This window comes from Borborobacter xinjiangensis (assembly GCF_047739745.1).
Taxonomy (GTDB): Bacteria; Pseudomonadota; Alphaproteobacteria; order Rhizobiales; family Rhizobiaceae; genus Pseudaminobacter.
Genome location: NZ_JBLLVA010000019.1, coordinates 45,669 through 64,387, shown reverse-complemented (window position 1 = coordinate 64,387; position 18,719 = coordinate 45,669). Strand labels below are relative to the sequence as shown.

23 protein-coding genes are annotated in these 18,719 nt (G+C 60.4%); 9 read left to right on the top strand and 14 right to left on the bottom strand.

Annotated elements, in window-relative coordinates:
• The first annotated feature begins 18 nt into the window (after positions 1-18).
• The gene (locus ACLKMW_RS18525; protein WP_415725977.1) at positions 19-312 is read left to right on the top strand and encodes a Dabb family protein; all 294 of its coding nucleotides are present in this window, start codon (positions 19-21) and stop codon (positions 310-312) included.
• 378 nt (positions 313-690) lie between these two features.
• Positions 691-939, top strand: coding sequence for a ParB N-terminal domain-containing protein (locus ACLKMW_RS18520; protein WP_415725976.1), 249 nt, complete (start codon positions 691-693; stop codon positions 937-939).
• A gap of 92 nt (positions 940-1,031) precedes the next feature.
• Here ACLKMW_RS18520 and ACLKMW_RS18515 read toward each other — a convergent pair whose 3' ends face one another.
• The 5 genes from ACLKMW_RS18515 to ACLKMW_RS18495 form a co-directional block, all read right to left on the bottom strand.
• Positions 1,032-1,805, bottom strand: coding sequence for an amino acid ABC transporter ATP-binding protein (locus ACLKMW_RS18515; RefSeq protein WP_415725975.1), 774 nt, complete (start codon positions 1,803-1,805; stop codon positions 1,032-1,034).
• A complete protein-coding gene (locus tag ACLKMW_RS18510) occupies positions 1,802-2,482 on the bottom strand; it encodes an amino acid ABC transporter permease (RefSeq protein WP_415725974.1) in 681 nt (226 codons plus the stop codon). Before ACLKMW_RS18510 ends, ACLKMW_RS18515 begins: the two co-directional genes overlap by 4 nt.
• Before the next feature lie 212 nt (positions 2,483-2,694).
• Positions 2,695-3,468, bottom strand: coding sequence for an amino acid ABC transporter substrate-binding protein (locus tag ACLKMW_RS18505; protein ID WP_415725973.1), 774 nt, complete (start codon positions 3,466-3,468; stop codon positions 2,695-2,697).
• A gap of 163 nt (positions 3,469-3,631) precedes the next feature.
• Positions 3,632-4,009, bottom strand: a complete 378-nt coding sequence (locus tag ACLKMW_RS18500; protein WP_415725972.1) for a VOC family protein — start codon at positions 4,007-4,009, stop codon at positions 3,632-3,634.
• 15 nt (positions 4,010-4,024) lie between these two features.
• Entirely contained in the window at positions 4,025-4,690 is a 666-nt protein-coding gene (locus tag ACLKMW_RS18495) for a glutathione S-transferase family protein (protein WP_415725971.1), read from the bottom strand.
• 275 nt (positions 4,691-4,965) lie between these two features.
• Here ACLKMW_RS18495 and ACLKMW_RS18490 point away from each other — a divergent pair, with 275 nt between their 5' ends.
• Positions 4,966-5,145 (top strand): hypothetical protein, encoded by a 180-nt coding sequence (locus tag ACLKMW_RS18490; protein ID WP_415725970.1) that lies wholly within the window; start codon positions 4,966-4,968, stop codon positions 5,143-5,145.
• A 37-nt stretch (positions 5,146-5,182) separates the two neighbouring features.
• Here ACLKMW_RS18490 and ACLKMW_RS18485 read toward each other — a convergent pair whose 3' ends face one another.
• A complete protein-coding gene (locus ACLKMW_RS18485; protein ID WP_415725969.1) occupies positions 5,183-6,715 on the bottom strand; it encodes an acyl-CoA carboxylase subunit beta in 1,533 nt (510 codons plus the stop codon).
• Between the two features lie 103 nt (positions 6,716-6,818).
• Positions 6,819-7,259 (bottom strand): VOC family protein, encoded by a 441-nt coding sequence (locus ACLKMW_RS18480; protein ID WP_415725968.1) that lies wholly within the window; start codon positions 7,257-7,259, stop codon positions 6,819-6,821.
• A 265-nt stretch (positions 7,260-7,524) separates the two neighbouring features.
• Here ACLKMW_RS18480 and ACLKMW_RS18475 point away from each other — a divergent pair, with 265 nt between their 5' ends.
• From ACLKMW_RS18475 to ACLKMW_RS18455, 5 genes are all read left to right on the top strand, one after another.
• Positions 7,525-8,118 (top strand): cold-shock protein, encoded by a 594-nt coding sequence (locus ACLKMW_RS18475; protein ID WP_415725967.1) that lies wholly within the window; start codon positions 7,525-7,527, stop codon positions 8,116-8,118.
• A gap of 27 nt (positions 8,119-8,145) precedes the next feature.
• Entirely contained in the window at positions 8,146-8,643 is a 498-nt protein-coding gene (locus tag ACLKMW_RS18470; RefSeq protein WP_415725966.1) for a DUF192 domain-containing protein, read from the top strand.
• A gap of 20 nt (positions 8,644-8,663) precedes the next feature.
• On the top strand, positions 8,664-9,434 hold the full coding sequence (locus ACLKMW_RS18465; protein ID WP_415725965.1) for an alpha/beta fold hydrolase: 771 nt from the start codon (positions 8,664-8,666) through the stop codon (positions 9,432-9,434).
• A 266-nt stretch (positions 9,435-9,700) separates the two neighbouring features.
• The gene (cysE, locus tag ACLKMW_RS18460; protein ID WP_415725964.1) at positions 9,701-10,549 is read left to right on the top strand and encodes a serine O-acetyltransferase; all 849 of its coding nucleotides are present in this window, start codon (positions 9,701-9,703) and stop codon (positions 10,547-10,549) included.
• A gap of 149 nt (positions 10,550-10,698) precedes the next feature.
• Positions 10,699-10,902, top strand: coding sequence for a DUF3126 family protein (locus tag ACLKMW_RS18455; protein ID WP_415725963.1), 204 nt, complete (start codon positions 10,699-10,701; stop codon positions 10,900-10,902).
• Positions 10,903-10,914: 12 nt separating this feature from the next.
• On the opposite strand, the gene ACLKMW_RS18450 is transcribed toward ACLKMW_RS18455, so the two are convergent.
• The gene (locus tag ACLKMW_RS18450) at positions 10,915-11,589 is read right to left on the bottom strand and encodes a hypothetical protein (RefSeq protein WP_415726018.1); all 675 of its coding nucleotides are present in this window, start codon (positions 11,587-11,589) and stop codon (positions 10,915-10,917) included.
• Positions 11,590-11,761: 172 nt separating this feature from the next.
• On the opposite strand from ACLKMW_RS18450, the gene ACLKMW_RS18445 reads away from it, so the two are divergent.
• Positions 11,762-12,289, top strand: coding sequence for a gamma carbonic anhydrase family protein (locus ACLKMW_RS18445; RefSeq protein WP_415725962.1), 528 nt, complete (start codon positions 11,762-11,764; stop codon positions 12,287-12,289).
• A 175-nt stretch (positions 12,290-12,464) separates the two neighbouring features.
• On the opposite strand, the gene ACLKMW_RS18440 is transcribed toward ACLKMW_RS18445, so the two are convergent.
• The 6 genes from ACLKMW_RS18440 to ACLKMW_RS18415 all read right to left on the bottom strand — a co-directional run bounded on the left by ACLKMW_RS18440 (position 12,465) and on the right by ACLKMW_RS18415 (position 18,715).
• Positions 12,465-13,070 (bottom strand): transglutaminase-like cysteine peptidase, encoded by a 606-nt coding sequence (locus ACLKMW_RS18440; RefSeq protein WP_415725961.1) that lies wholly within the window; start codon positions 13,068-13,070, stop codon positions 12,465-12,467.
• 223 nt (positions 13,071-13,293) lie between these two features.
• On the bottom strand, positions 13,294-14,499 hold the full coding sequence (locus ACLKMW_RS18435; protein WP_415725960.1) for a molybdopterin molybdotransferase MoeA: 1,206 nt from the start codon (positions 14,497-14,499) through the stop codon (positions 13,294-13,296).
• Position 14,500: 1 nt separating this feature from the next.
• The gene (gene moaC / locus ACLKMW_RS18430; RefSeq protein WP_415725959.1) at positions 14,501-14,986 is read right to left on the bottom strand and encodes a cyclic pyranopterin monophosphate synthase MoaC; all 486 of its coding nucleotides are present in this window, start codon (positions 14,984-14,986) and stop codon (positions 14,501-14,503) included.
• A complete protein-coding gene (trpC, locus tag ACLKMW_RS18425) occupies positions 14,987-15,805 on the bottom strand; it encodes an indole-3-glycerol phosphate synthase TrpC (RefSeq protein ID WP_415725958.1) in 819 nt (272 codons plus the stop codon).
• Positions 15,806-15,809: 4 nt separating this feature from the next.
• A complete protein-coding gene (trpD, locus tag ACLKMW_RS18420) occupies positions 15,810-16,823 on the bottom strand; it encodes an anthranilate phosphoribosyltransferase (protein ID WP_415725957.1) in 1,014 nt (337 codons plus the stop codon).
• 2 nt (positions 16,824-16,825) lie between these two features.
• Positions 16,826-18,715: a SurA N-terminal domain-containing protein gene (locus tag ACLKMW_RS18415; RefSeq protein WP_415725956.1), complete on the bottom strand. Its 1,890-nt coding sequence runs from the start codon at positions 18,713-18,715 to the stop codon at positions 16,826-16,828.
• Between the last annotated feature and the right edge of the window lie 4 nt (positions 18,716-18,719).

The window sequence follows — 18,719 nt, the reverse complement described above, 5'->3', positions numbered from 1 at the left end:
AAAGTTCAGGAGGCTGGGTTGATCCGGCATATCGTTTTTTTCAGCGCAAAACAGCGGCAAGACGTCGAAGCCATTCGCGCCCGATTGCTTGCGCTCGGCACGATTCCTTATTCAAGTCATTTTGAAGTAACCATCAACACCAAGGTCGATCCGCTTTGCGACAGGATCGACATTGTCGTCTATGCCGAGTTCGCCGACGCTGCGGCGCTGGCCGCCTACAAGGCGCATCCGACCTATGACGCGACGACACAGGCGGTCCGTCCCATGCGGGAAATGCGCTTCTCGGCGGATGTCGTTGCAGAACTGGACTGATTGCCGGCGCGCTCGCGATGGTGCGACAGACCTGCTCCTGTCTGATTATCGGACACCACCTGTGCATCTTTGGGCTGCTTCTGCCCAGAATGGATCAGTTCCGGCGTGCCACTTTTCCACGGAAAGGTGAAGAACTTGTACTAACCACTTGAATAGTCTTGCACAGCATCCCTCGCTACCGGCCGCTTTCAGTCCGGCACGTCCATTGCGTCATGTGGAATGTAGGGCGGGACCTCCCGCGCAAGGCAGCTTAGAACTGCCCTCAAGCGGGAGGGCGCTCGGCCGGAGTGTGATGCCAATCACGCCCGGCCGAGCAGCTTTTGGCGCGCCATCTTCACACGTGGACATGTCGCCGCAAAGCGTCGATCATGAGATGTCATGTTGAGGCTGCACAAAATTCCGATCGACCAGATCTATGTTCCGATGGCGCGCCGCAAGACGCTGCACCCCGACACCGTGCGAGTAATCGCGGAGAGCATCGTCGAAAACGGCTTGCAGACGCCAATCCAAGTGCGTCCTGACGGCAAGCGCTATGTACTTGTCGAGGGCTTGCACCGGTTAGAGGCCGCGAAATGGCTGGGCGAAACGACAATCGACGCGTACCTGGTGCACGCAAGACGCCACTAGATCGACGCGCGGCGGTCCCGACGGACGCATATTGTCGATCTATCTCTTTGTTGAAGCATCGGATTTTCAGAAAACCGGATTCACTCCAGCGCCTACTCTCCCGCGTGGCCGCCCCTTGCTGCTTCCTGCGTCAGCGTGGCGATAAAGCGCTTGGTGCGTTCGCGTTGCGGGTTGGTGAAGACGTTGCGCGCAGGACCGGATTCCACGACCACCCCGGCATCCAGAAAGACGACTTCTTTGGCAATGTTGGAGGCCAGTCGCAGATCGTGAGTCGCCATCACCATCGTCGTGCCTTCACGGGCGAGTTGGCTCAGCACCTCGACCACCTCCTCGGCGAGTTCGGGATCGAGCGCCGAGGTCGGCTCATCGCATAGCAGAACCTTGGGCGAGGGCGCCAATGCGCGGGCAATAGCCACGCGCTGCTGCTGGCCGCCGGAAAGTGTCGCGGGCCATGCATCGGCCTTGTGAGCCATGCCGACTTTTTCGAGCAGCGCCAGCGCCCGCTCGCGCGCCTGCTGCTGCGGCCACTTCAACACGGTTGTCAGCCCCTCCATGATGTTTTCTATCGCGGTGCGATGTGGAAACAACTGGAAATTCTGAAACACCATGCCTGTTTGACGGCGCAGTCGCTGGATGGCGCTCGTAGCGACTTTGGCGCCCGGGTGGAAGGTCAGCCTATCGCTACCGATCCTGACAGTGCCGGACGTCGGGATTTCCAGAAGGTTGATGCATCTGAGCAGCGTGCTCTTGCCGCCACCCGAGGGACCGACCAGCGCCGTCACGCTGCCTTCCTCGATGTCGACCGTAACGCCTTTCAGGACGGTGTGATCGCCGAACCGCTTTTCGATGTTCTCCAAGCCGATCATGCGTGCGCCTCGATGTAGCCGCCGTAGCGCCCCAGGCGCTGCTCAAGCCGGCCCTGCAGATGTGAGAGAACCGAACTCATCGCCAGATAGATCAGCGCAGCTTCTATATAGAGGATCAGCGGCTCGTAGGTGGTAGCGACGATGCGTTGCGAGGCCTGAAACAGCTCGGGCACGGTGATTGCCGCCGCAAGCGACGTATCCTTGACCAGCGAAATGAAAGTGTTGGAAAGCGGCGGCACGGCGACGCGCGCCGCCTGCGGCAGAATCGTCCGGCGCATCGCCTGTGGCCAGGTCATGCCGATCGAATAGGCGGCCTCCCACTGGCCTTTCGGTATCGAGCCGATCACCGCGCGGATGATTTCGGACGTATAGGCGCCGACATTCAGCGTGAAGCCGATCAGCGCGGCAGGAAATGCGTCGAGGACAATGCCAATGCTTGGCAGGCCGTAAAAGATAAGGAAAAGCTGAACCAGAAGCGGCGTGCCGCGGATGATCCAGACATAGAAGCGCACCACAGGCACCAGCGGCGCCGGACCGAACAGGCGGATGAGCGCGACGACCAGGCCGACGACTATGCCGAAGGCGAAGGAAAGCAGGGTCAGCGGCGCAGTGAATATCAGCGCTGCCCACAATAAGGGCCCGAGCGAACTCACCATCAATTCAAGCCAATGGGGCAATGCGTGTCCTCCGGTCAGATGGCCGGGCAAGGTTACAAGTGTTCCGGTGCAATTGCAGGCTTGAATCGATTTTTGGAAGGATCATGCGTTGATTCAAAGTGCTACCGGTCACGAAATCCAGGACCGAGTTGCCCGGAGAAATAGAGAGAAGTGTCCTTCAATATAAACGGCGAATCGATCCGAGGACCGATCCGCCACGCTGGAAGAAACAGTTATTTCGAGACGTCCTGGCCGAAATATTTTTCCGAAATCTTCTGATAGGTTCCATCGGCGTGAATTTGCTTCAGCGCATCGTTGATCGCTGCGAGAAGCTCCGGTTCTCCCTTGCGGATGATGACCCCGGAGTAGTCTGCCTTGTCCTCGGTGGCGGCGATCTTCACGTCTGCGTTGGGCTTCTGCTTCTTGAAGTCGAGGAATGACAGGCTGTCATTGATGGTCGCATCGGCCCGACCGTTGAGCACGAGCTGAATCGACTGATCGAAGCCGTCGGTCCCGACCAGCTCCGCACCCGAGGCTTCGGCAAGCTTGGCGAAATTGCTGGTCAACGATTGAGCCGACTTCTTGCCCTTGAGGTCTGCGAACGTCTTGATCTCCTCATTGTCGGCGCGCACGATCAGCGCCGCCTTGGAGGCAATGTAAGGGTCGGAGAAATCGTATTTCTGCTTCCGCTCCTCGGTGATGCCGACCTGATTGATCACCGCGTCATAGCGATTGGCATCGAGGCCGGCGATCAACCCATCCCAACGGCCTTCCAGAAACTCCGCCTTCACGCCGAGGCGCTTGGCGATTTCCTGGCCGATCTCGACGTCGAAGCCGACAAGGGCGCCCGAAGCGTCGTGAAAGGTAAAGGGAGCGTAGGTGCCCTCGGTGCCGATCTTTAAGACGCCGGCCGATTTGACGTTTTCGAGATTGGCGCCGGCGTAGCCCGGCGCCAGCGCCAACAACTGTATGGCGGCGGCAACGAGCAGTGAATTCAGCCATTTCATGGTGTTTGGTCCTGAGGTTTGTCCGGCTTGTGCCGGAGGATGATATGGAGCTGAACGTGTCAGAACCGCCAAGCTTACCGAAGGAACGAAATTTCAAATATTGGCGATTTCAGGAATTTCATACCATATTGCCTCCGGCTGATTTCCCAGCGGCATGCGCGTTCTATTCGTTGATCAGGTTCAGGATATTGCCGTCCGGATCCTTGAACCAGGCAACCTTCATATCTCCGGCGATGTGAAGGTGACCCTGTCGCGTCAGCCCCTCCATGTCATAGTGTTCGAAAGTCACTCCTTTGGCTTCCAACGCCGCCACAATCTTTTCCAGTTCGTCGCCAACGGCCCATGTGACGGCCGTTGCCTTGTTGGTTCCGGCAAACTGCGACCGGTAGACATTGATGGTCGTGTTTCCGCTGCGATAGACGACGAGTTCCTCGCCTTGAGCGCCGACCTTTGTCAGACCGAGGACATCTTCGTAGAATTTGCTGGCGGTTTCGAGATTCTTGACCGCGATATTCGCAGCCGCATTTTTCTGTCCAAGCATGTTTGTCTCCTTTGGTCAGGAGCGTTCGGGTCTTTCCTGGGGGAACAGTCCGAAATAGGGCTGTGCCTCTTCCACAACTCGGGCGAAGGAGGGGCGTTGCATCAGGCGCCCTAAATATCTTGCGACATTCGCATGCGTCTGTTCGAACGGCAGCACCTTGTTGGCATAAAAGAGCGCCGGCGCGGCAGCACAATCGGCAAGCGTGAAGGCTTCGCCCATTGCCCAGCGGTTTGCGCTCATCGTTTCGTCGATCATGCGATAGGCGGTGGCAAGCATCGACTTTGCCTGCTCCACGCCATGCGCGTCGTTGCTCCCGGCCGGACGAATCCTGTCGGTGACGATCTTCTGCATCGGCTGATGGACGTAGTGGTCGTAGAAGCGATCACGCAGGCGGGTCTGCAAGGCAAGATCCGTATCCTGCGGAATGAAGCGCGTTCGGCCGGAATAATGCCGATCGAGATATTCGATGATTATGGTCGTCTCGGGCACCGTTTGATCGCGCGCATCGTCACGCAACACCGGCATCTTGCCGATCGGCCAGAGCTTCAGGAACTGGGCGCGGGACGCTTCATTGCCGAGATCGACGATCACCGGCTGAAACGGCGTGTCGTTTTCGTAAAGCGCGATCAGCGCCTTCCAGCAGAACGAAGCGAGCGGATGATAGTGGAAAGTGAGCGACATGGCGGATCTTACCTTCGTGCCCGTTGAGAGTTTCCTTGATGATATTGTTTAAGTGATGCGGACACCCGGGCTCAAGCGGCCAACATTGACGAGAACTGTGCCGGCCGTGTTACGATTCACGGTGGCCCTGGTGAGTCGGGCCGATCATCCGCGTCAGTCCCGTCGATGGATCGAAGGTTCAGCCCGGCCACAAGGCCCGCGCAAGTAACTGATCCCATATTGATACGCATATTTTCGTTGGTGTTGGTGTTCACGCGATCGGACAAGGGAGGCCGATGAAACACACAATCGACGATTGTTCGAAACCACGTCTCACCGAGCCGGTGGATATTCTGACTGCGGTGAATATCCTGCGGTCGTGGGGCTTGGACCATGAAGAAATGATCTGCGAGATTACCAGATGGTTCTATGTCGACCTCGACGCTTTCAATGAGGTGGTTCGCTCGTCGCATTGACCGCGACGACACTATCGGATGACAGCTCCCTTCAGCGTTACAGCGGGATGTTGTCGTGTTTCTTCCATGGGTTTTCGAGGTTCTTGTTGCGTAGCAGACGCAGCGCCCGCGCCACTCGCCGGCGGGTCGAGTGGGGCATGATGACTTCGTCTATATAGCCGCGCTCGGCCGCAACGAAGGGCGACAAAAAACGATCCTCATACGCCGCGGTGTGCGCGGCGATCTTGTCGGCGTCGCCGATATCCTTTCGATAGATGATCTCGACTGCGCCCTTGGCACCCATCACCGCGATCTGTGCCGTCGGCCAGGCGTAATTCATGTCGCCGCGCAGATGCTTCGAAGCCATCACGTCGTAGGCGCCGCCATAGGCTTTACGGGTGATGACGGTGATCTTGGGAACCGTTGCCTCGGCGTAGGCGAACAAGAGCTTCGCGCCGTGCTTGATCAAACCGCCATATTCCTGCGCCGTGCCTGGCAGGAAGCCGGGAACGTCGACGAAAGTTACGATCGGAATATTGAAGCAATCGCAGAAGCGCACGAAACGCGCCGCCTTGCGCGAAGCGTCCGAATCCAGCACGCCGGCCAGAACCATAGGCTGGTTGGCGACGAAGCCGACGGTGCGACCCTCGATGCGGCCGAAGCCGGTGACGATATTTTTGGCGAAGCTCGGCTGAAGCTCGAAGAAGTCGCCTTCGTCGACCGTCTTCAGGATCAATTCCTTGATGTCATAGGGCTTGTTAGCGTTGTCGGGGACCAGGCGATCGAGCGAAAGATCGTGGTCGGTGACCGACTGGTAGCATTCGATCTCGGGAATTTCGGCGGTGTTGGAGGCCGGCAGGAAGTCGATCAGCCGCCGCATCTGAAGCAGCGTTTCGACATCATTGTCATAGGCGCCATCTGCGATGGAGGATTTGGTCGTGTGGATCGAAGCGCCGCCGAGACTCTCGGCCGTCACCGTCTCGTTGGTGACCGTCTTGACCACATCCGGACCAGTCACGAACATGTAGGAGGTGTCGCGCACCATGAAGATGAAGTCGGTCATGGCCGGCGAATAGACGTCGCCGCCGGCGCATGGACCCATGATGACAGAGATTTGCGGGATGACGCCGGAGGCGAGCACATTTCGCTGGAAGATCTCGGCATAGCCGCCGAGGGCTGCAACGCCTTCCTGGATGCGAGCGCCACCGGCATCGTAGAGCCCGATGATCGGCGCGCGGTTGCGCAACGCCATTTCCTGGACCTTCACCACCTTCTCGGCATGGGCTTCCGACAGCGAGCCCCCGAAAACGGTGAAATCCTTGGCGAAGATGAAAACCGTGCGGCCATTGACCGTGCCCCAGCCGGTTACGACCCCGTCGCCGGCGATTTTCGTCTTTTCCATGCCGAAATCGGTCGAGCGGTGTTCGACATACATGTCGAACTCCTCGAACGAGCCTTCATCAAGGAATATCTCTATGCGCTCGCGGGCGGTGAGTTTCCCCTTGGCGTGTTGCGCTTCTATGCGCGCCGTGCCGCCGCCGGCCCGGGCTGTTTTGCGGCGACGCTCGAGTTCCTTCAGCACGTCCTTCATGGCAAACACATCCCGGCAATTTGGCTTGTCGAGGTGTTAGCACGCCGAAGGACAAGCGCAAACATTGCTGCGCTTCCGGCGACTTTGAAAGTTAAGGAACCCGCTACCAGACGCCGGTGTTGCTCATCGAAGCCCAAGGCTCCGCCTTCTCCTTGGCCGGCCCCTTTTGCAGCAGTTCTATGGAAATCCCGTCCGGCGACCTTATGAATGCCATGTGGCCATCGCGCGGCGGGCGATTGATGGTCACGCCATTGTCCATCAGCCGCTGGCAAGTCACATAGATATCGTCCACTTCGTAGGCGAGATGGCCGAAATTGCGCCCGCCGGTGTAGTCTTCAGGGTCCCAGTTGTACGTCAGCTCGATCAGCGGAGCCCTCTCGGTTATGCCGGCATGTTCATCTTCGGGAGCCGCCAGAAAAATCAGGGTATAACGGCCTTCCTTGCTCTCGAAGCGCCGCACTTCGACCAGCCCGAGCTTGGCGCAGTAGAAGTCGAGCGAAGCGTCTATGTCGGAGACGCGGACCATGGTGTGCAGATAGCGCATCGTGCCGTTCCTTGCGTTTCGATTCCCGGAAACATAGGGCATCGGCGCTGAAAGTGGGAACCTGTTTCGGCATGCCCAAGGCGGTAGGAGAAAGCGTGGCGAGCCAAGAGGAAACAGCCGGTCTGCCGCTTGCCGTCCGCGAAAAGCCCGGTTAGGCATACCACCGGTTGAATCGGGGAAAAAGGCAAAGGGGGTCTTGCACTGTGGCGAACGCGGAGTGTTATTCTAAATCCGAGAATCAAACGCGGGAAAAAGGTACAGTCGCATGGGGGACAGGGCCTCTTTCAAGGGGCGGGGCGTGACTGGAGGCCAAGCCTCGAACCGCGGCGAGGTCGGCGAGACTGCCGATCTGGTCGAGGTTTCGGGAGCCATAAAGTGGTTCGACGTGGCCAAAGGCTATGGCTTCATCCTCCCGGACGATGGCTCTGGGGATGTGCTTCTCCATGTGACCTGCCTGCGACGCGACGGTTTCCAGACTGCGTTGGAGGGTTCGCGCGTCGTTTGCCTTGCCAAGCAGGGCGAGCGCGGCCTGCAGGCTTTCCATATCCTGTCGATGGACAATTCGACCGCGGTAAACCCCGCCGATTCCGCCGAACAGCGGACGCATGTGTCGGTTGTAGCCGAAAGCGGCCTCGAGCGTGCGCTGGTGAAATGGTTCAACCGCACCAAGGGCTTTGGTTTTCTGACGCGCGGCGAGGGGACAGAAGACATTTTCGTGCACATGGAGACGCTTCGCCGCTATGGGCTGACCGAACTGCGGCCGGGCCAGGTGGTGCTTGTGCGCTTCGGGCGCGGTGACAAGGGCCTTATGGCCGCCGAAATTCACCCTGATATCGGAACCTTGCCAGTCTCGCACTGAGACGCCAGGTTCGAACGGGTATTCTCGATGTCACAACAAACATTCGCTGCAATCGGCGCCGCCATCGCAGCGGGTTTTTTCCTTCTCACCGCATCAGCGCCTTCTTGGGCGGATGGCCGGGCGATGGTGCTGGCTGTCGATCCGGCACCCTTGGTGGTCGAGACCGCCACCGGACCCAAATCCTTCACCATCGAGATCGCTGACGATCCGGACGAGCGCTCGGCGGGCCTTATGTTTCGCAAGCAGATGGATGCCGACCACGGCATGCTGTTCGTGTTCGAGGGGACACAGGCCGTCGGCTTCTGGATGAAGAACACGCCGCTGCCGCTGGACCTGCTGTTCATCGGCGAAGATGGCAGGGTCAAGGCGGTCAAGCGCGGCGAGCCGCTGTCGGAAGCACTGATTGCGCCGCAAGAGCCGGTGCGCTACGTGCTCGAGCTCAACGCGGGGACGGCTGAAAAAGCCGGAATAGCGCCCGGTGATCTCAGCCGCCATCCAGTGATGGATGGCACGCGCCCGCAATAGCCACCGAGGGGACACGCCGGTTGACCCAGTTTTTTACGCATGAAGGTTTCGATCTTGCGTTCGAGGACCGCCTGCCGCAGGCGGGCACAGGCGAACCGGTGCTTCTCATCCACGGATTTGCTTCCAGTCATATCGTCAACTGGGTTTCGCCGGGTTGGGTGAAAACCCTGACCGAAGCGGGATACCGCACGATCGCGCTAGACAATCGCGGTCATGGCCTGTCGTCCAAGAGCTACGATCCGGCTGCCTACACGCCAGAGAACATGGCCGGCGACGCAGCCGCCTTGCTCGACCATCTCGGAATCGAGCGAGCCCATGTGATGGGCTATTCGATGGGTGCGAGAATTGCGGCGTTTCTCGCGCTCGAAGCACCTGAAAGGGTGGCCACGCTGGTGTTTGGCGGGCTTGGCTACGGCATGGTTGACGGCGTCGGCGACTGGGATCCGATCGCCGAGGCGCTGCTTGCACCTGATCCGGCCGGCATCACCCATCCTCGCGGCAAGTCGTTTCGTGCCTTCGCCGACCAGACCAGAAGCGACCGGCGGGCACTTGCCGCCTGCATTTCGACCTCTCGCGCGCTTTTGAGCGAGGCCGAAATCAGCCGCATCAACCAGCCGACGCTGGTGGCGGTCGGAACCACGGACGACATTGCCGGGTCAGCTTTCGCGCTTGCCGCCCTCATGCCGAACGCCGAAAGCTTCGACATCGAGGGCAGGGACCATATGCTTTCCGTCGGCGACCGCACGTTCAAGCAAAGGGTTCTCGATTTTTTTGCTGCAAACCCGCTCTAGCGGGGCACGACGGCTTCCGCGGCCTGTCGCAATTGTCGCGATTCTTCTCCGCTCCGGCTTGAAAAGAAGCAGATACACGCCAATTGACGATGCACTAAGGAAAATTGGGTTCAATCATGTTATGGTGTGGCTTATAAAGCCGCAACATCGGAGCATCGGTCATCCGCGTGTAATGAACTCACGTTCCGGGCTTTCGTTTACGGTCTTGCTCGGGATCATGCTCCAGCGGCGGGGTCGGTAATTTGGCAGGATACGGAGACGAGACCATGACTAGCACGAGTACGGTGCGCGCGGGAACGCTTCAGCCAGTAGACCCTATCTGGAGTTCGGTTCGCGACGAGGCGAAGGAAGCGGCATCCGGCGATCCGCTGCTGTCGGCTTTTCTCTATTCCACCATCCTGAACCAGGAGAGCCTTGAGGATGCCGTCATCCACCGGCTCGCGGAACGGCTTGACCATCCTGATCTTGGCGCGGACCTCATCCGCCAGAGCTTCAAGACGATGGTTCGCGAAAATCCTGAATGGACGGCAACGGTGCGCGTCGACATCCAGGCCTATTATGACCGCGATCCCGCCTGCGACCGCTTTCTGATGCCGGTGCTTTATTTCAAGGGCTTTCACGCCATCCAGACGCATCGGCTCGCGCACTGGCTCTGGAACCAGGACCGGCGTGATTTTGCACTCTATCTGCAAAGCCGCTCCTCCTCCGTGTTCCAGACCGATATCCACCCGGCCTCCAGGATGGGTAGGGGCATCTTCATCGATCATGCGACCGGTCTCGTGGTCGGCGAGACGGCAGTCATCGAGGATGACGTCTCCATTCTCCATGGCGTGACGCTTGGCGGTACCGGCAAGGCCGGGGGCGACCGGCATCCCAAGATTCGCCACGGCGTTCTGATCGGTGCTGGCGCTAAAATTCTCGGGAATATCGAAGTCGGACATTGCTCGAAGATCGCGGCCGGGTCGGTCGTGCTGGCCTCGGTGCCGCACAACAAAACGGTTGCCGGAGTGCCAGCCCGCGTGGTCGGGGAAACCGGCTGCGACCAGCCCTCGCGCCAGATGGACCAATTCCTGCCGCAACACGCGCTCGACCAAATCGTCAGCTTCGATATCTGACGATCTGGCGGCTGTCGATCCGACCTCGATGCCGGAGCGGGCGACCGGGGTTCGCATGCCCGACTTTGTACCCGCCTCGCCTTTACATTGTCGCCTCTGCCATGCCAGAAGCGCGTCTCAATCAACGTGGCCTTTGTGGGAGAAGAAGCTTGAAACCCGAAGAAATCAGAAAACTCGACGCCTATTTCAAGCGGACCTTCCAGAACCCGCAGATGCAGGTGAAGGCCCGGCCGCGCAAGGAAGATTCGGCTGAAGTCTATGTCGGCGAGGAATTCCTCGGCATCGTCTTCAAGGACGAAGAGGATGGTGACTACAATTTCTCGATGGCCATTCTGGACATCGACCTCAACTAATTCCGGCCAGCTTCAGCCGCCGGTTTTCAAGAACTGGGCGGCCTTGGCAATCATGGCCGACTCCAAGGCCGGCCATTCGGCCAGCAGCTCTTCAGGAAAACGATAGGTGAGGCTGAGATTGCCGCCGACATCGATGTCGCGTGCGCAGGGCGCCAGTGACTCCCTGGCGTTTTGTCCGGTCAAGCACCGTGCGACGAAAGGCTCTTGTCCGGGGCGGGCGGCAACTGCCAGTATTTCGTTGAGATAACCCGATCCGGCTGTAAAGTCATAAACGGTAACCCCGTTCGGACCCGGCTGGCCGGGCTGCACGATCAGCGAACTGTAGATCGGCTCGAAACGCCCGCTCATGTCTCGCGACATCATCCGTTCCTCGAAGGACAGGAAAAGGATTCGACGCGTGCCGTCCACATTGTCGAAAGCGTCGCGAGCAGCGCGCGTATAGCCGTCCATATCCGGCCAACGCAGATAAAGGTCGAGGCGCGGGGCAACACCGTCGCGCCGCGCATGGGCAAAGCGAATCGTATTGGCGGGCGCTACCATCACATCGTTGCCGATGACGATCTCGTGCAAGGTGGTGTCGTCGCTGTGCCCAGCCATAGCCATTGAGCGACCAAGCCACTTCCCACCGAGATTGAGAGCCACCGACAGCAACGCCAGTACAAGGAAGGCGTAGAAAATCTTCAGCATCGAGGACGTGCCGATCGGGCGAACCAAATCTGCTCCCTCCGGCGTCTCCGTATGCTGCATGATGAGTGTCTCGGATAGTTTCGCACCTTTGTGCCTTGAGGGCACAGAAGGACTGTGCTGCGTTATGGTAAATGGACGGTAAAAATCGACGATTGCAGATTCGAGGTGAGACATGACGCTTTACGCGCTGGACGGAATACGGCCGCAATTCGAGGAGGAGGCGAGCAACTGGATCGCGCCGGACGCTACCGTTATCGGCAACGTGCGGCTCGGCCGTAATGTCGGCATCTGGTTCGGCGCGGTATTGCGAGGCGACAATGAGCCGATAATCATCGGTGCCGACACAAATTTGCAGGAGCACACGGTCGTTCATACCGATCCGGGCTTTCTGGTGACGATAGGCGTCGGCTGCACAATCGGCCACAGAGCGATGCTGCATGGCTGCGCCATTGGCGACAACAGCCTTGTCGGGATGGGTGCGATCGTGCTGAACGGCGCCCGCATCGGCAAGAACAGCCTGATCGGCGCCGGTGCGTTGGTGACCGAACGCAAGGAGTTTCCCGACAATTCGCTGATTGTCGGAGCGCCAGCCAAGCTGGTGCGGGTGCTTGACGAGAGCGCCATCGAAAGGCTTCGCAGGTCAGCCCGCCACTACGTAGACAATGCCCGTCGGTTCAAGGCCGGACTGCAGGCGATCTGACGCCTGCGCCAGAACGGCGGAGCCGGCCCGGGGACTGGGCCGGCTCCTGAACCCGGTCGTTGGGGACGGGGAGGTGGGGGACTCGACCGGGTTTTTCGCTGGAGCGGTTCCGATGACAGGTGAACCGCTCCGATAGTGTTTGGACGCGACGCCAGGAAAAGGGTTCCTGGAACGCTTACTTCACGCTGGCAACGGCGTCGGCACGGCCGTCATTGATCTGGACCCAGACGCCCGAGTGCCGTTCGGACTGCCGCTTCAGATAGGTGTATTCGGTGTCGGCCCAGGCAAGAACGCGTGGCTCAAGATTGTCGAGAATGAACTCGCCGGCCGAAGTGCGGATGGTAAGCACCGCGTGACCGCTGCCATCCGGCTGGCGCACCACGGTGATCAAGAGGCTGCCGGCAGGCACGCCAAGCGCCATCAATTGACGGCGCTTTTCCAGCACATAATCCTCGCAATCGCCAAAGCCTTCCGGATAGGACCAATGCTCCTCCTGACCCCACATCTCCATGTCGGTGCGCGGCTCAACCGAGACATTGACGTTGTTGTTGATGTCGACGATCGCTGCCCAGAGCTTGCGTGTCAGTTGGACCGGCGTCTTGCTGGTGGTCTTCTGACTGCACTCTTCAGGGACGGTCTGGCAGAATTCGTAATGCCCAACCGGCTGCGTGGTGCGGCCGGCAACATGCATGAACGCTTCCGAAGCGTTGGCTGCTCCCGAAAAGCCGCTCAGTCCACATACCGCCGCCAGTAGCAGCGACACCGCGCCCGCTTTGATCATTGTGACGTCTCCCCGTTTGAGGCCACAATGACAGAGGCGAATTTATGTCACGCAAAATCCCGAAGTAGACATTGACTAAATACTAGAAGAAACTGTCGACAAGTTTGAATAGAGTAAGTATAAAATACGAATTAAACTTTTCGAAAAATCGATTAAAATTTGAATGAATGGCCGAGACCCGCAACGCACCGGGACGACGGCTAAAAATAGTCGATTGTATGGGTCAACGCAGACGAATGACGGCGCAGGGATCGCCGGCTGCGGCCTCGGGCGCAAACGGCTCGCGAACGATCAATGCATCGGCATCCGCGAAAGTCTTGACCATCGAAGAATCCTGCACGCCGAATGGCGTGGCGACGAGCCCGTTGGCGCTACTGCTGAGGGTCGCGCGCACATAATCCTGTCGCAGGTCGTTCGCAGGCATATGCGAGCCCAGCGACGCAGCGAGAATGTCGGGCGCGTAGTCTCGTCCGCCAAGCCGCGCCAGCAGCGGCTTCAGGAAAAGATGCGAGCAGACCAGACCGGCGACGGGATTGCCGGGCGTGCCCAGGAAACGCGTGCGGCCGAGCCGGCCGAACATCAGCGGCTTGCCGGGCCGCATCGCGATTTTCCAGAAATCGAGGCGCATTCCCTCGTCCGACAGCACGTCGCGGATGAGGTCGTGATCGCCGACGGAAGCTCCGCCGAGCGTGACGATGACGTCGGCGCCCGCAGCCATCGCCTGCCTGATAGCCGCCGAAATGGCGTCCTCTCGGTCAGGTGCGATGCCCAGATCGAGGACTTGCGCTCCAACCGAGCGGGCAATAGCGGCCACGCCGTAAGCACTGGAGGCGATGATCTGGTCAGGACCGGGTTCGCTGCCGAGCGGAACAAGTTCGTCGCCGGTTGCGATGACGGCCAGCAGCGGCTGCCTGACCACCACAAGGCTGGGCTGGTTCGCCGCGGCGGCAAGCGACAGCGCCGCAGGGTCGAGCAGGCGCCCAGCCTTAAGCAGAACATCGCCTTCGGAAAAATCGAGTCCCTTTCGCCTGATATGACGGCCGGCCGCGGCTGCCGCCAGTATCTCGACCTCGTCGTCTTCAAGCTTGCGGGTGTCCTCCTGAATGACGAGGGCGTCGGCGCCCTCGGGAAGCGGCGCGCCGGTAAAGATGCGCACGGCCTGACCGGGACCGACAGCGCCGGCGAAACGCTTGCCAGCGGGAGCCGTCCCGATCACCTGGAGCCTCACCGGAGCCCGTTCGACGTCCTGGCTGCGCACTGCGTAGCCATCCATGGCCGCTGCGTCGAAAGGCGGTTGTGTTCGTCGCGCCATCACCGGTTCGGCCAGCACCCGCTCGGCGGCATCACGAAGCGCGACGGTCTCGCGGCCATCCGGCCCGGCGCCGTCAAGCAGCCTGTCAAGCGCTTCGCTGACCGGTAAAAGGGCCATCTTATGCGTCCGCGCGGTAGCGGCCCGACTTACCGCCGATCTTTTCGACCAGCCTTATGCCGGAAATGACCATGCCGCGATCGATTGCCTTGGCCATGTCGTAGATGGTGAGGCAGGCCACCGATGCGGCCGTCAGCGCCTCCATCTCGACGCCCGTCTTGCCGCTGACGCGCGCCAGTGCGGTTACCCGTAAGCCGGGCAGATCATCGTCGGCGACGATATCGACGGAAACCTTGCTGAGCAGCAGCGGATGGCAGAGCGGGATCAATTCATGCGTGCGCTTGGCGGCCATGATGCCGGCAATGCGCGCGGTGCCCAGCACGTCGCCTTTCTTGGCATCGCCTTCAAGGATCGTCTTCAACGTCGCCGGCAGCATCGTCACGTGCCCTTCGGCGATCGCGGTCCGTTGCGTTTCGGCTTTATCGCCGACATCGACCATATGGGCCTGGCCTTGCGCGCCGAGATGGGTGAGGGCGGGCTTGCCCATCTAGTTCTTCGCCTCTGCAAGTTCAGCCGACCCCGTGAGCAGGCCGCGTGTCGCATTGGCAACGTCGTCCTGGCGCATCAGGCTTTCACCGACCAGGAAGGTGCCGATGCCGCTGCGTTCGAGCCGCAGGCAGTCATCGTGGGTGAATATGCCGCTTTCGCCGACCAGCAACCGATCGTCCGGCACTAACGCCGACAGCCGCTCCGAAGTCGCAAGGTCTACCTCGAAGGTCCGCAGGTTGCGGTTGTTGATGCCGATGAGCCGCGAGGAAAGCCGCAGCGCCCGTTCGGCTTCAGCCTCGTCATGAACCTCCACCAGCACGTCCAGATCAAGTTCCTGTGCCGTCTCTTCGAGCGCATGCGCCTCCGCGTCGCTCAGGCTTGCCATGATGACCAGGATTGCGTCCGCCCCCCAGGCGCGTGCCTCATAGACCTGATAAGGCTCGAACATGAAGTCCTTGCGCAGCACCGGCAGCTCACAGGCGGCGCGGGCGCCGGTCAGAAATTCCGGCGCACCCTGGAACGACGGCGTATCCGTCAGCACCGACAGGCAAGCCGCGCCGCCGCGCTGATAGGCCTGGGCCAGTTCCGGCGGATCGAAGTCCGGACGGATCAATCCACGCGAAGGGCTGGCTTTCTTGATTTCCGCGATCAACGCGAACTTGCCGGCTGCCCGCTTTGCCTCGAGTGCTGCCAGAAAGCCGCGCGGCGCGTCCGCATCTCGGGCACGCGCCTTGATTTCCGCGAGCGGAATACGAGCCTTGGCGGCGGCAATCTCGTCGCGCTTGTAAGCTTCGATCTTCGCCAGAATGTCGGCCATCACTCTACCCGTTCGATACTTTGACCAGCGCGTCGAGGGCGGTGATCGCCTTTCCGCTATCGATTGCCTCGCCGGCAATCGCAACGCCTTCGGCAAGGTTTGCAGCCTTGCCTGCGACCACAAGCCCCGCGCCGGCATTCATCAGCACCGTATCGCGATAGGCGCCTTGCTTACCTGCCAGCATGTCGCGAAGCGCCGCGGCATTGAATTCGGCGTCGCCGCCGCGCAGGTCCTCCTTGGAGTGGCGTCTGAGGCCGAACTGTTCAGGCGTGAGCACGAAGCTTCTGAGATTGCCGTCTACCAGTTCGGTGACGTGGGTTTCGCCTGTTGTGGTGATCTCGTCGAAGCCGTCACCATGGACGACCCAGGCGTGCTCTGCGCCCAGCGTTTTCAATGTCTCGGCGACCGGCTCGATCCACTCCGGCGAAAATACGCCGACCATCTGGCGGGTGACGCCAGCCGGGTTGGAAAGTGGGCCAAGCAGATTGAAGATGGTGCGCGTGCCGAGTTCCACGCGGGTAGGCCCGACATGGCGCATTGCCGGATGATGCGCTGGCGCGAACATGAAGCCGACACCGGCATCGCGTGTGCAAAGGCCGATCGCCTCCGGTGTAAGGTCGATCTGCACGCCAAGCGCCATCAGAACATCGGCAGCTCCCGTTCGCGACGACAGGCCGCGATTGCCGTGTTTGGCGACAGGAACGCCGCAGCCGGCGATGACGAAGGCCGAGGCGGTGGAGATATTGACGCTGTGCGATCCATCGCCGCCGGTGCCGACGATGTCGATCGCGCCAGCCGGCGCCTCGACGCGCAGCATCTTGTCACGCATGGTGGCGACCGCGCCGGAAATTTCGCTCACGGTTTCGCCGCGCACCCTGAGTGCCATCAAGAATGCGCCGATCTGGCCGGGCGTCGCATCGCCCGACATAATGATGTCGAAAGCCTCTCGCGCTTCCTCGAAGCTGAGCGAGGCGCCGGTGGCGATCTTGGCCAAATGCGGTTTCAGCAGCGCGCTCATCGTCAGAAAGCCAGCGCCTGGGCAATCGCGTCGCGGTTGACGGTAACCTGATACTGGGTCTGCAACTGCGCGACCAACTGATCGAGCAGATCGTTGGCCAACTCCGCCGAGAACTGTTGCCTTGCGTCTTCCGGCACCGCATCCGGGCCGACGCCCGCCGGTTCGAAAACCTCGGCGACCTTGAACAGGATCTGCGCATCGCCGGTTGGAGCAGGGGTCAATCCCACACCACCTTCGCCGACCGCGAACGCGGCCGCCACGCCCTCCTGGCCGAAGTCGGCATCGTCGGTGCCGCGCTTCAGTCCGCGCTTGGTCTGCTTTTCCAACGACAATTCGGTAGCGACGGCGTCCAGGCTGGTCCCGTCCTTGAGGCGCTTCTGCAATTCCTCGCCCTTGGCGGCGAGCCGCTTGGCTGTTTCGGCCTTGGTCCAGTCCGCGATCACCTTGTCGCGTACTTCATCCAGGCTTCGATCCCGGGCGGGGGTGACGCCTTCGACCTCGTAGAAAACATAGCCGTTTGAGCCGATATTGACCGGCGGATTTTCTATTCCCGTCTCGGCCTCGAACGCTGCCTGCAACAGTTCGCGCGATTGCGGAAGTGTGTTCACGACAGTGCCGTCAGGACGCTGGCCAGCGCGGTCGATCGCATCGACGGTCACCATCTTGAGCTTCAGCTTGTCGGCGGCCTCTTTCATCGTTTCGCCGCCTGCCCGAGCGTCCTCGTAGCTGTCATGCGTTTCAAGCAGAATGCGGTTAGCTTCCCGCAGCGCCAAATCCTTGCGAATATCCGCCGACGCATCCGCGAGCGACTTCACCACTTCAGGTTTGATCTCGGTGACACGCAACAGCACCGGTCCGAACGTGCCCTGCACGACGGGGCTTACCTCGTTTGCTGCGAGCGAAAAGGCTGCATCGGCGACTGCCTTGTCTGCGATCTTGTCTTTGCTCAGCGTACCAAGAAGCGTGTCGGCCTGTGTCTTGCCCTCGGCCTTGACGATGTTCTCGAACGTCGCGCCGCCTTTGATGGCGTCGAGTGCCGCCTGTGCTGCGTCCGGGGTTGCAAACACCAATTGCTCGATCGTGCGCATTTCGGGCGTGGTGAAGCTGTCCTTGTTCTTCTCGTAGTCTTCGCGGATCTGCTCGTCGGTAACCGACGTCTCGTCGGCAATATCTTCCGGTTCCAGCTTCACATAGGAAATCTTGCGATACTCGGGCGCGGCATAGTTGGCCTTGTTCTCTTCGAACCAGGCGGAAAGCACGTCGTCGGCGGGCTTTTCGATCGGCTCGACCATCGACTTCGGCAGCACGAGATAGTCGATCGTGCGGTCCTCTCCACGATGCAGCGCGACCGCCCGCAAGAAGGTATCCGGCGCCTTCATGCCGTCGGAGGCCGCCTCGACGATCTGCTGACGAATCGCGACCTGTGCGCGATTGTTGAAATAGTCCTCAGGCCTCATGCCGACCTGATGCAGCACATAGTCGAACTGCTGGCGGTTGAAACGCCCGTCCGGGCCTTGGAACGCCGGGTCTTCCGCCGTCAGCGACGCCAGACGATCCTTGGATAGTCCAAGACCCATGGTGCGCGCCTGCTCGTCGAGCACGGCGCCTGCCACAAGCTGGCCGAGGATCTGATTGTCGATGCCGAACGCCGTTATCTGGTCGCGGGTTAGCCGTTGGCCGAACTGCTGCGACAACATGTTGACCTGGCGGTCGTAGGCGAGCCGGTATTCGTTGACGGACACTTCGGTGCCGCCTGCCGTCACGACGGAATTGCCGCCAGTTCCGCCGACGATCTGATCGGAAATGCCCCACACCGCAAAGCTTAGAACAAGCAGCAGAAGAAGGAGCTTGGCCACCCAGGTTCCCGCGGCATTTCGTAAGCTAGAGAGCATATTC

Excerpts from the sequence above, each read along its gene's own strand:
- ACLKMW_RS18520 (WP_415725976.1), top strand. The coding sequence starts at position 691 with ATGTTGAGGCTGCACAAAATTCCGATCGACCAGATCTATGTTCCGATG.
- ACLKMW_RS18515 (WP_415725975.1), bottom strand. The coding sequence starts at position 1,805 with ATGATCGGCTTGGAGAACATCGAAAAGCGGTTCGGCGATCACACCGTC.
- ACLKMW_RS18505 (WP_415725973.1), bottom strand. The coding sequence starts at position 3,468 with ATGAAATGGCTGAATTCACTGCTCGTTGCCGCCGCCATACAGTTGTTG.
- ACLKMW_RS18500 (WP_415725972.1), bottom strand. The coding sequence starts at position 4,009 with ATGCTTGGACAGAAAAATGCGGCTGCGAATATCGCGGTCAAGAATCTC.
- ACLKMW_RS18495 (WP_415725971.1), bottom strand. The coding sequence starts at position 4,690 with ATGTCGCTCACTTTCCACTATCATCCGCTCGCTTCGTTCTGCTGGAAG.
- ACLKMW_RS18490 (WP_415725970.1), top strand. The coding sequence starts at position 4,966 with ATGAAACACACAATCGACGATTGTTCGAAACCACGTCTCACCGAGCCG.
- ACLKMW_RS18485 (WP_415725969.1), bottom strand. The coding sequence starts at position 6,715 with ATGAAGGACGTGCTGAAGGAACTCGAGCGTCGCCGCAAAACAGCCCGG.
- ACLKMW_RS18480 (WP_415725968.1), bottom strand. The coding sequence starts at position 7,259 with ATGCGCTATCTGCACACCATGGTCCGCGTCTCCGACATAGACGCTTCG.
- ACLKMW_RS18475 (WP_415725967.1), top strand. The coding sequence starts at position 7,525 with ATGGGGGACAGGGCCTCTTTCAAGGGGCGGGGCGTGACTGGAGGCCAA.
- ACLKMW_RS18470 (WP_415725966.1), top strand. The coding sequence starts at position 8,146 with ATGTCACAACAAACATTCGCTGCAATCGGCGCCGCCATCGCAGCGGGT.
- cysE (WP_415725964.1), top strand. The coding sequence starts at position 9,701 with ATGACTAGCACGAGTACGGTGCGCGCGGGAACGCTTCAGCCAGTAGAC.
- ACLKMW_RS18450 (WP_415726018.1), bottom strand. The coding sequence starts at position 11,589 with ATGCTGAAGATTTTCTACGCCTTCCTTGTACTGGCGTTGCTGTCGGTG.
- ACLKMW_RS18445 (WP_415725962.1), top strand. The coding sequence starts at position 11,762 with ATGACGCTTTACGCGCTGGACGGAATACGGCCGCAATTCGAGGAGGAG.
- ACLKMW_RS18440 (WP_415725961.1), bottom strand. The coding sequence starts at position 13,070 with ATGATCAAAGCGGGCGCGGTGTCGCTGCTACTGGCGGCGGTATGTGGA.
- ACLKMW_RS18435 (WP_415725960.1), bottom strand. The coding sequence starts at position 14,499 with ATGGCCCTTTTACCGGTCAGCGAAGCGCTTGACAGGCTGCTTGACGGC.
- moaC (WP_415725959.1), bottom strand. The coding sequence starts at position 14,986 with ATGGGCAAGCCCGCCCTCACCCATCTCGGCGCGCAAGGCCAGGCCCAT.
- trpC (WP_415725958.1), bottom strand. The coding sequence starts at position 15,805 with ATGGCCGACATTCTGGCGAAGATCGAAGCTTACAAGCGCGACGAGATT.
- trpD (WP_415725957.1), bottom strand. The coding sequence starts at position 16,823 with ATGAGCGCGCTGCTGAAACCGCATTTGGCCAAGATCGCCACCGGCGCC.
- ACLKMW_RS18415 (WP_415725956.1), bottom strand. The coding sequence starts at position 18,715 with ATGCTCTCTAGCTTACGAAATGCCGCGGGAACCTGGGTGGCCAAGCTC.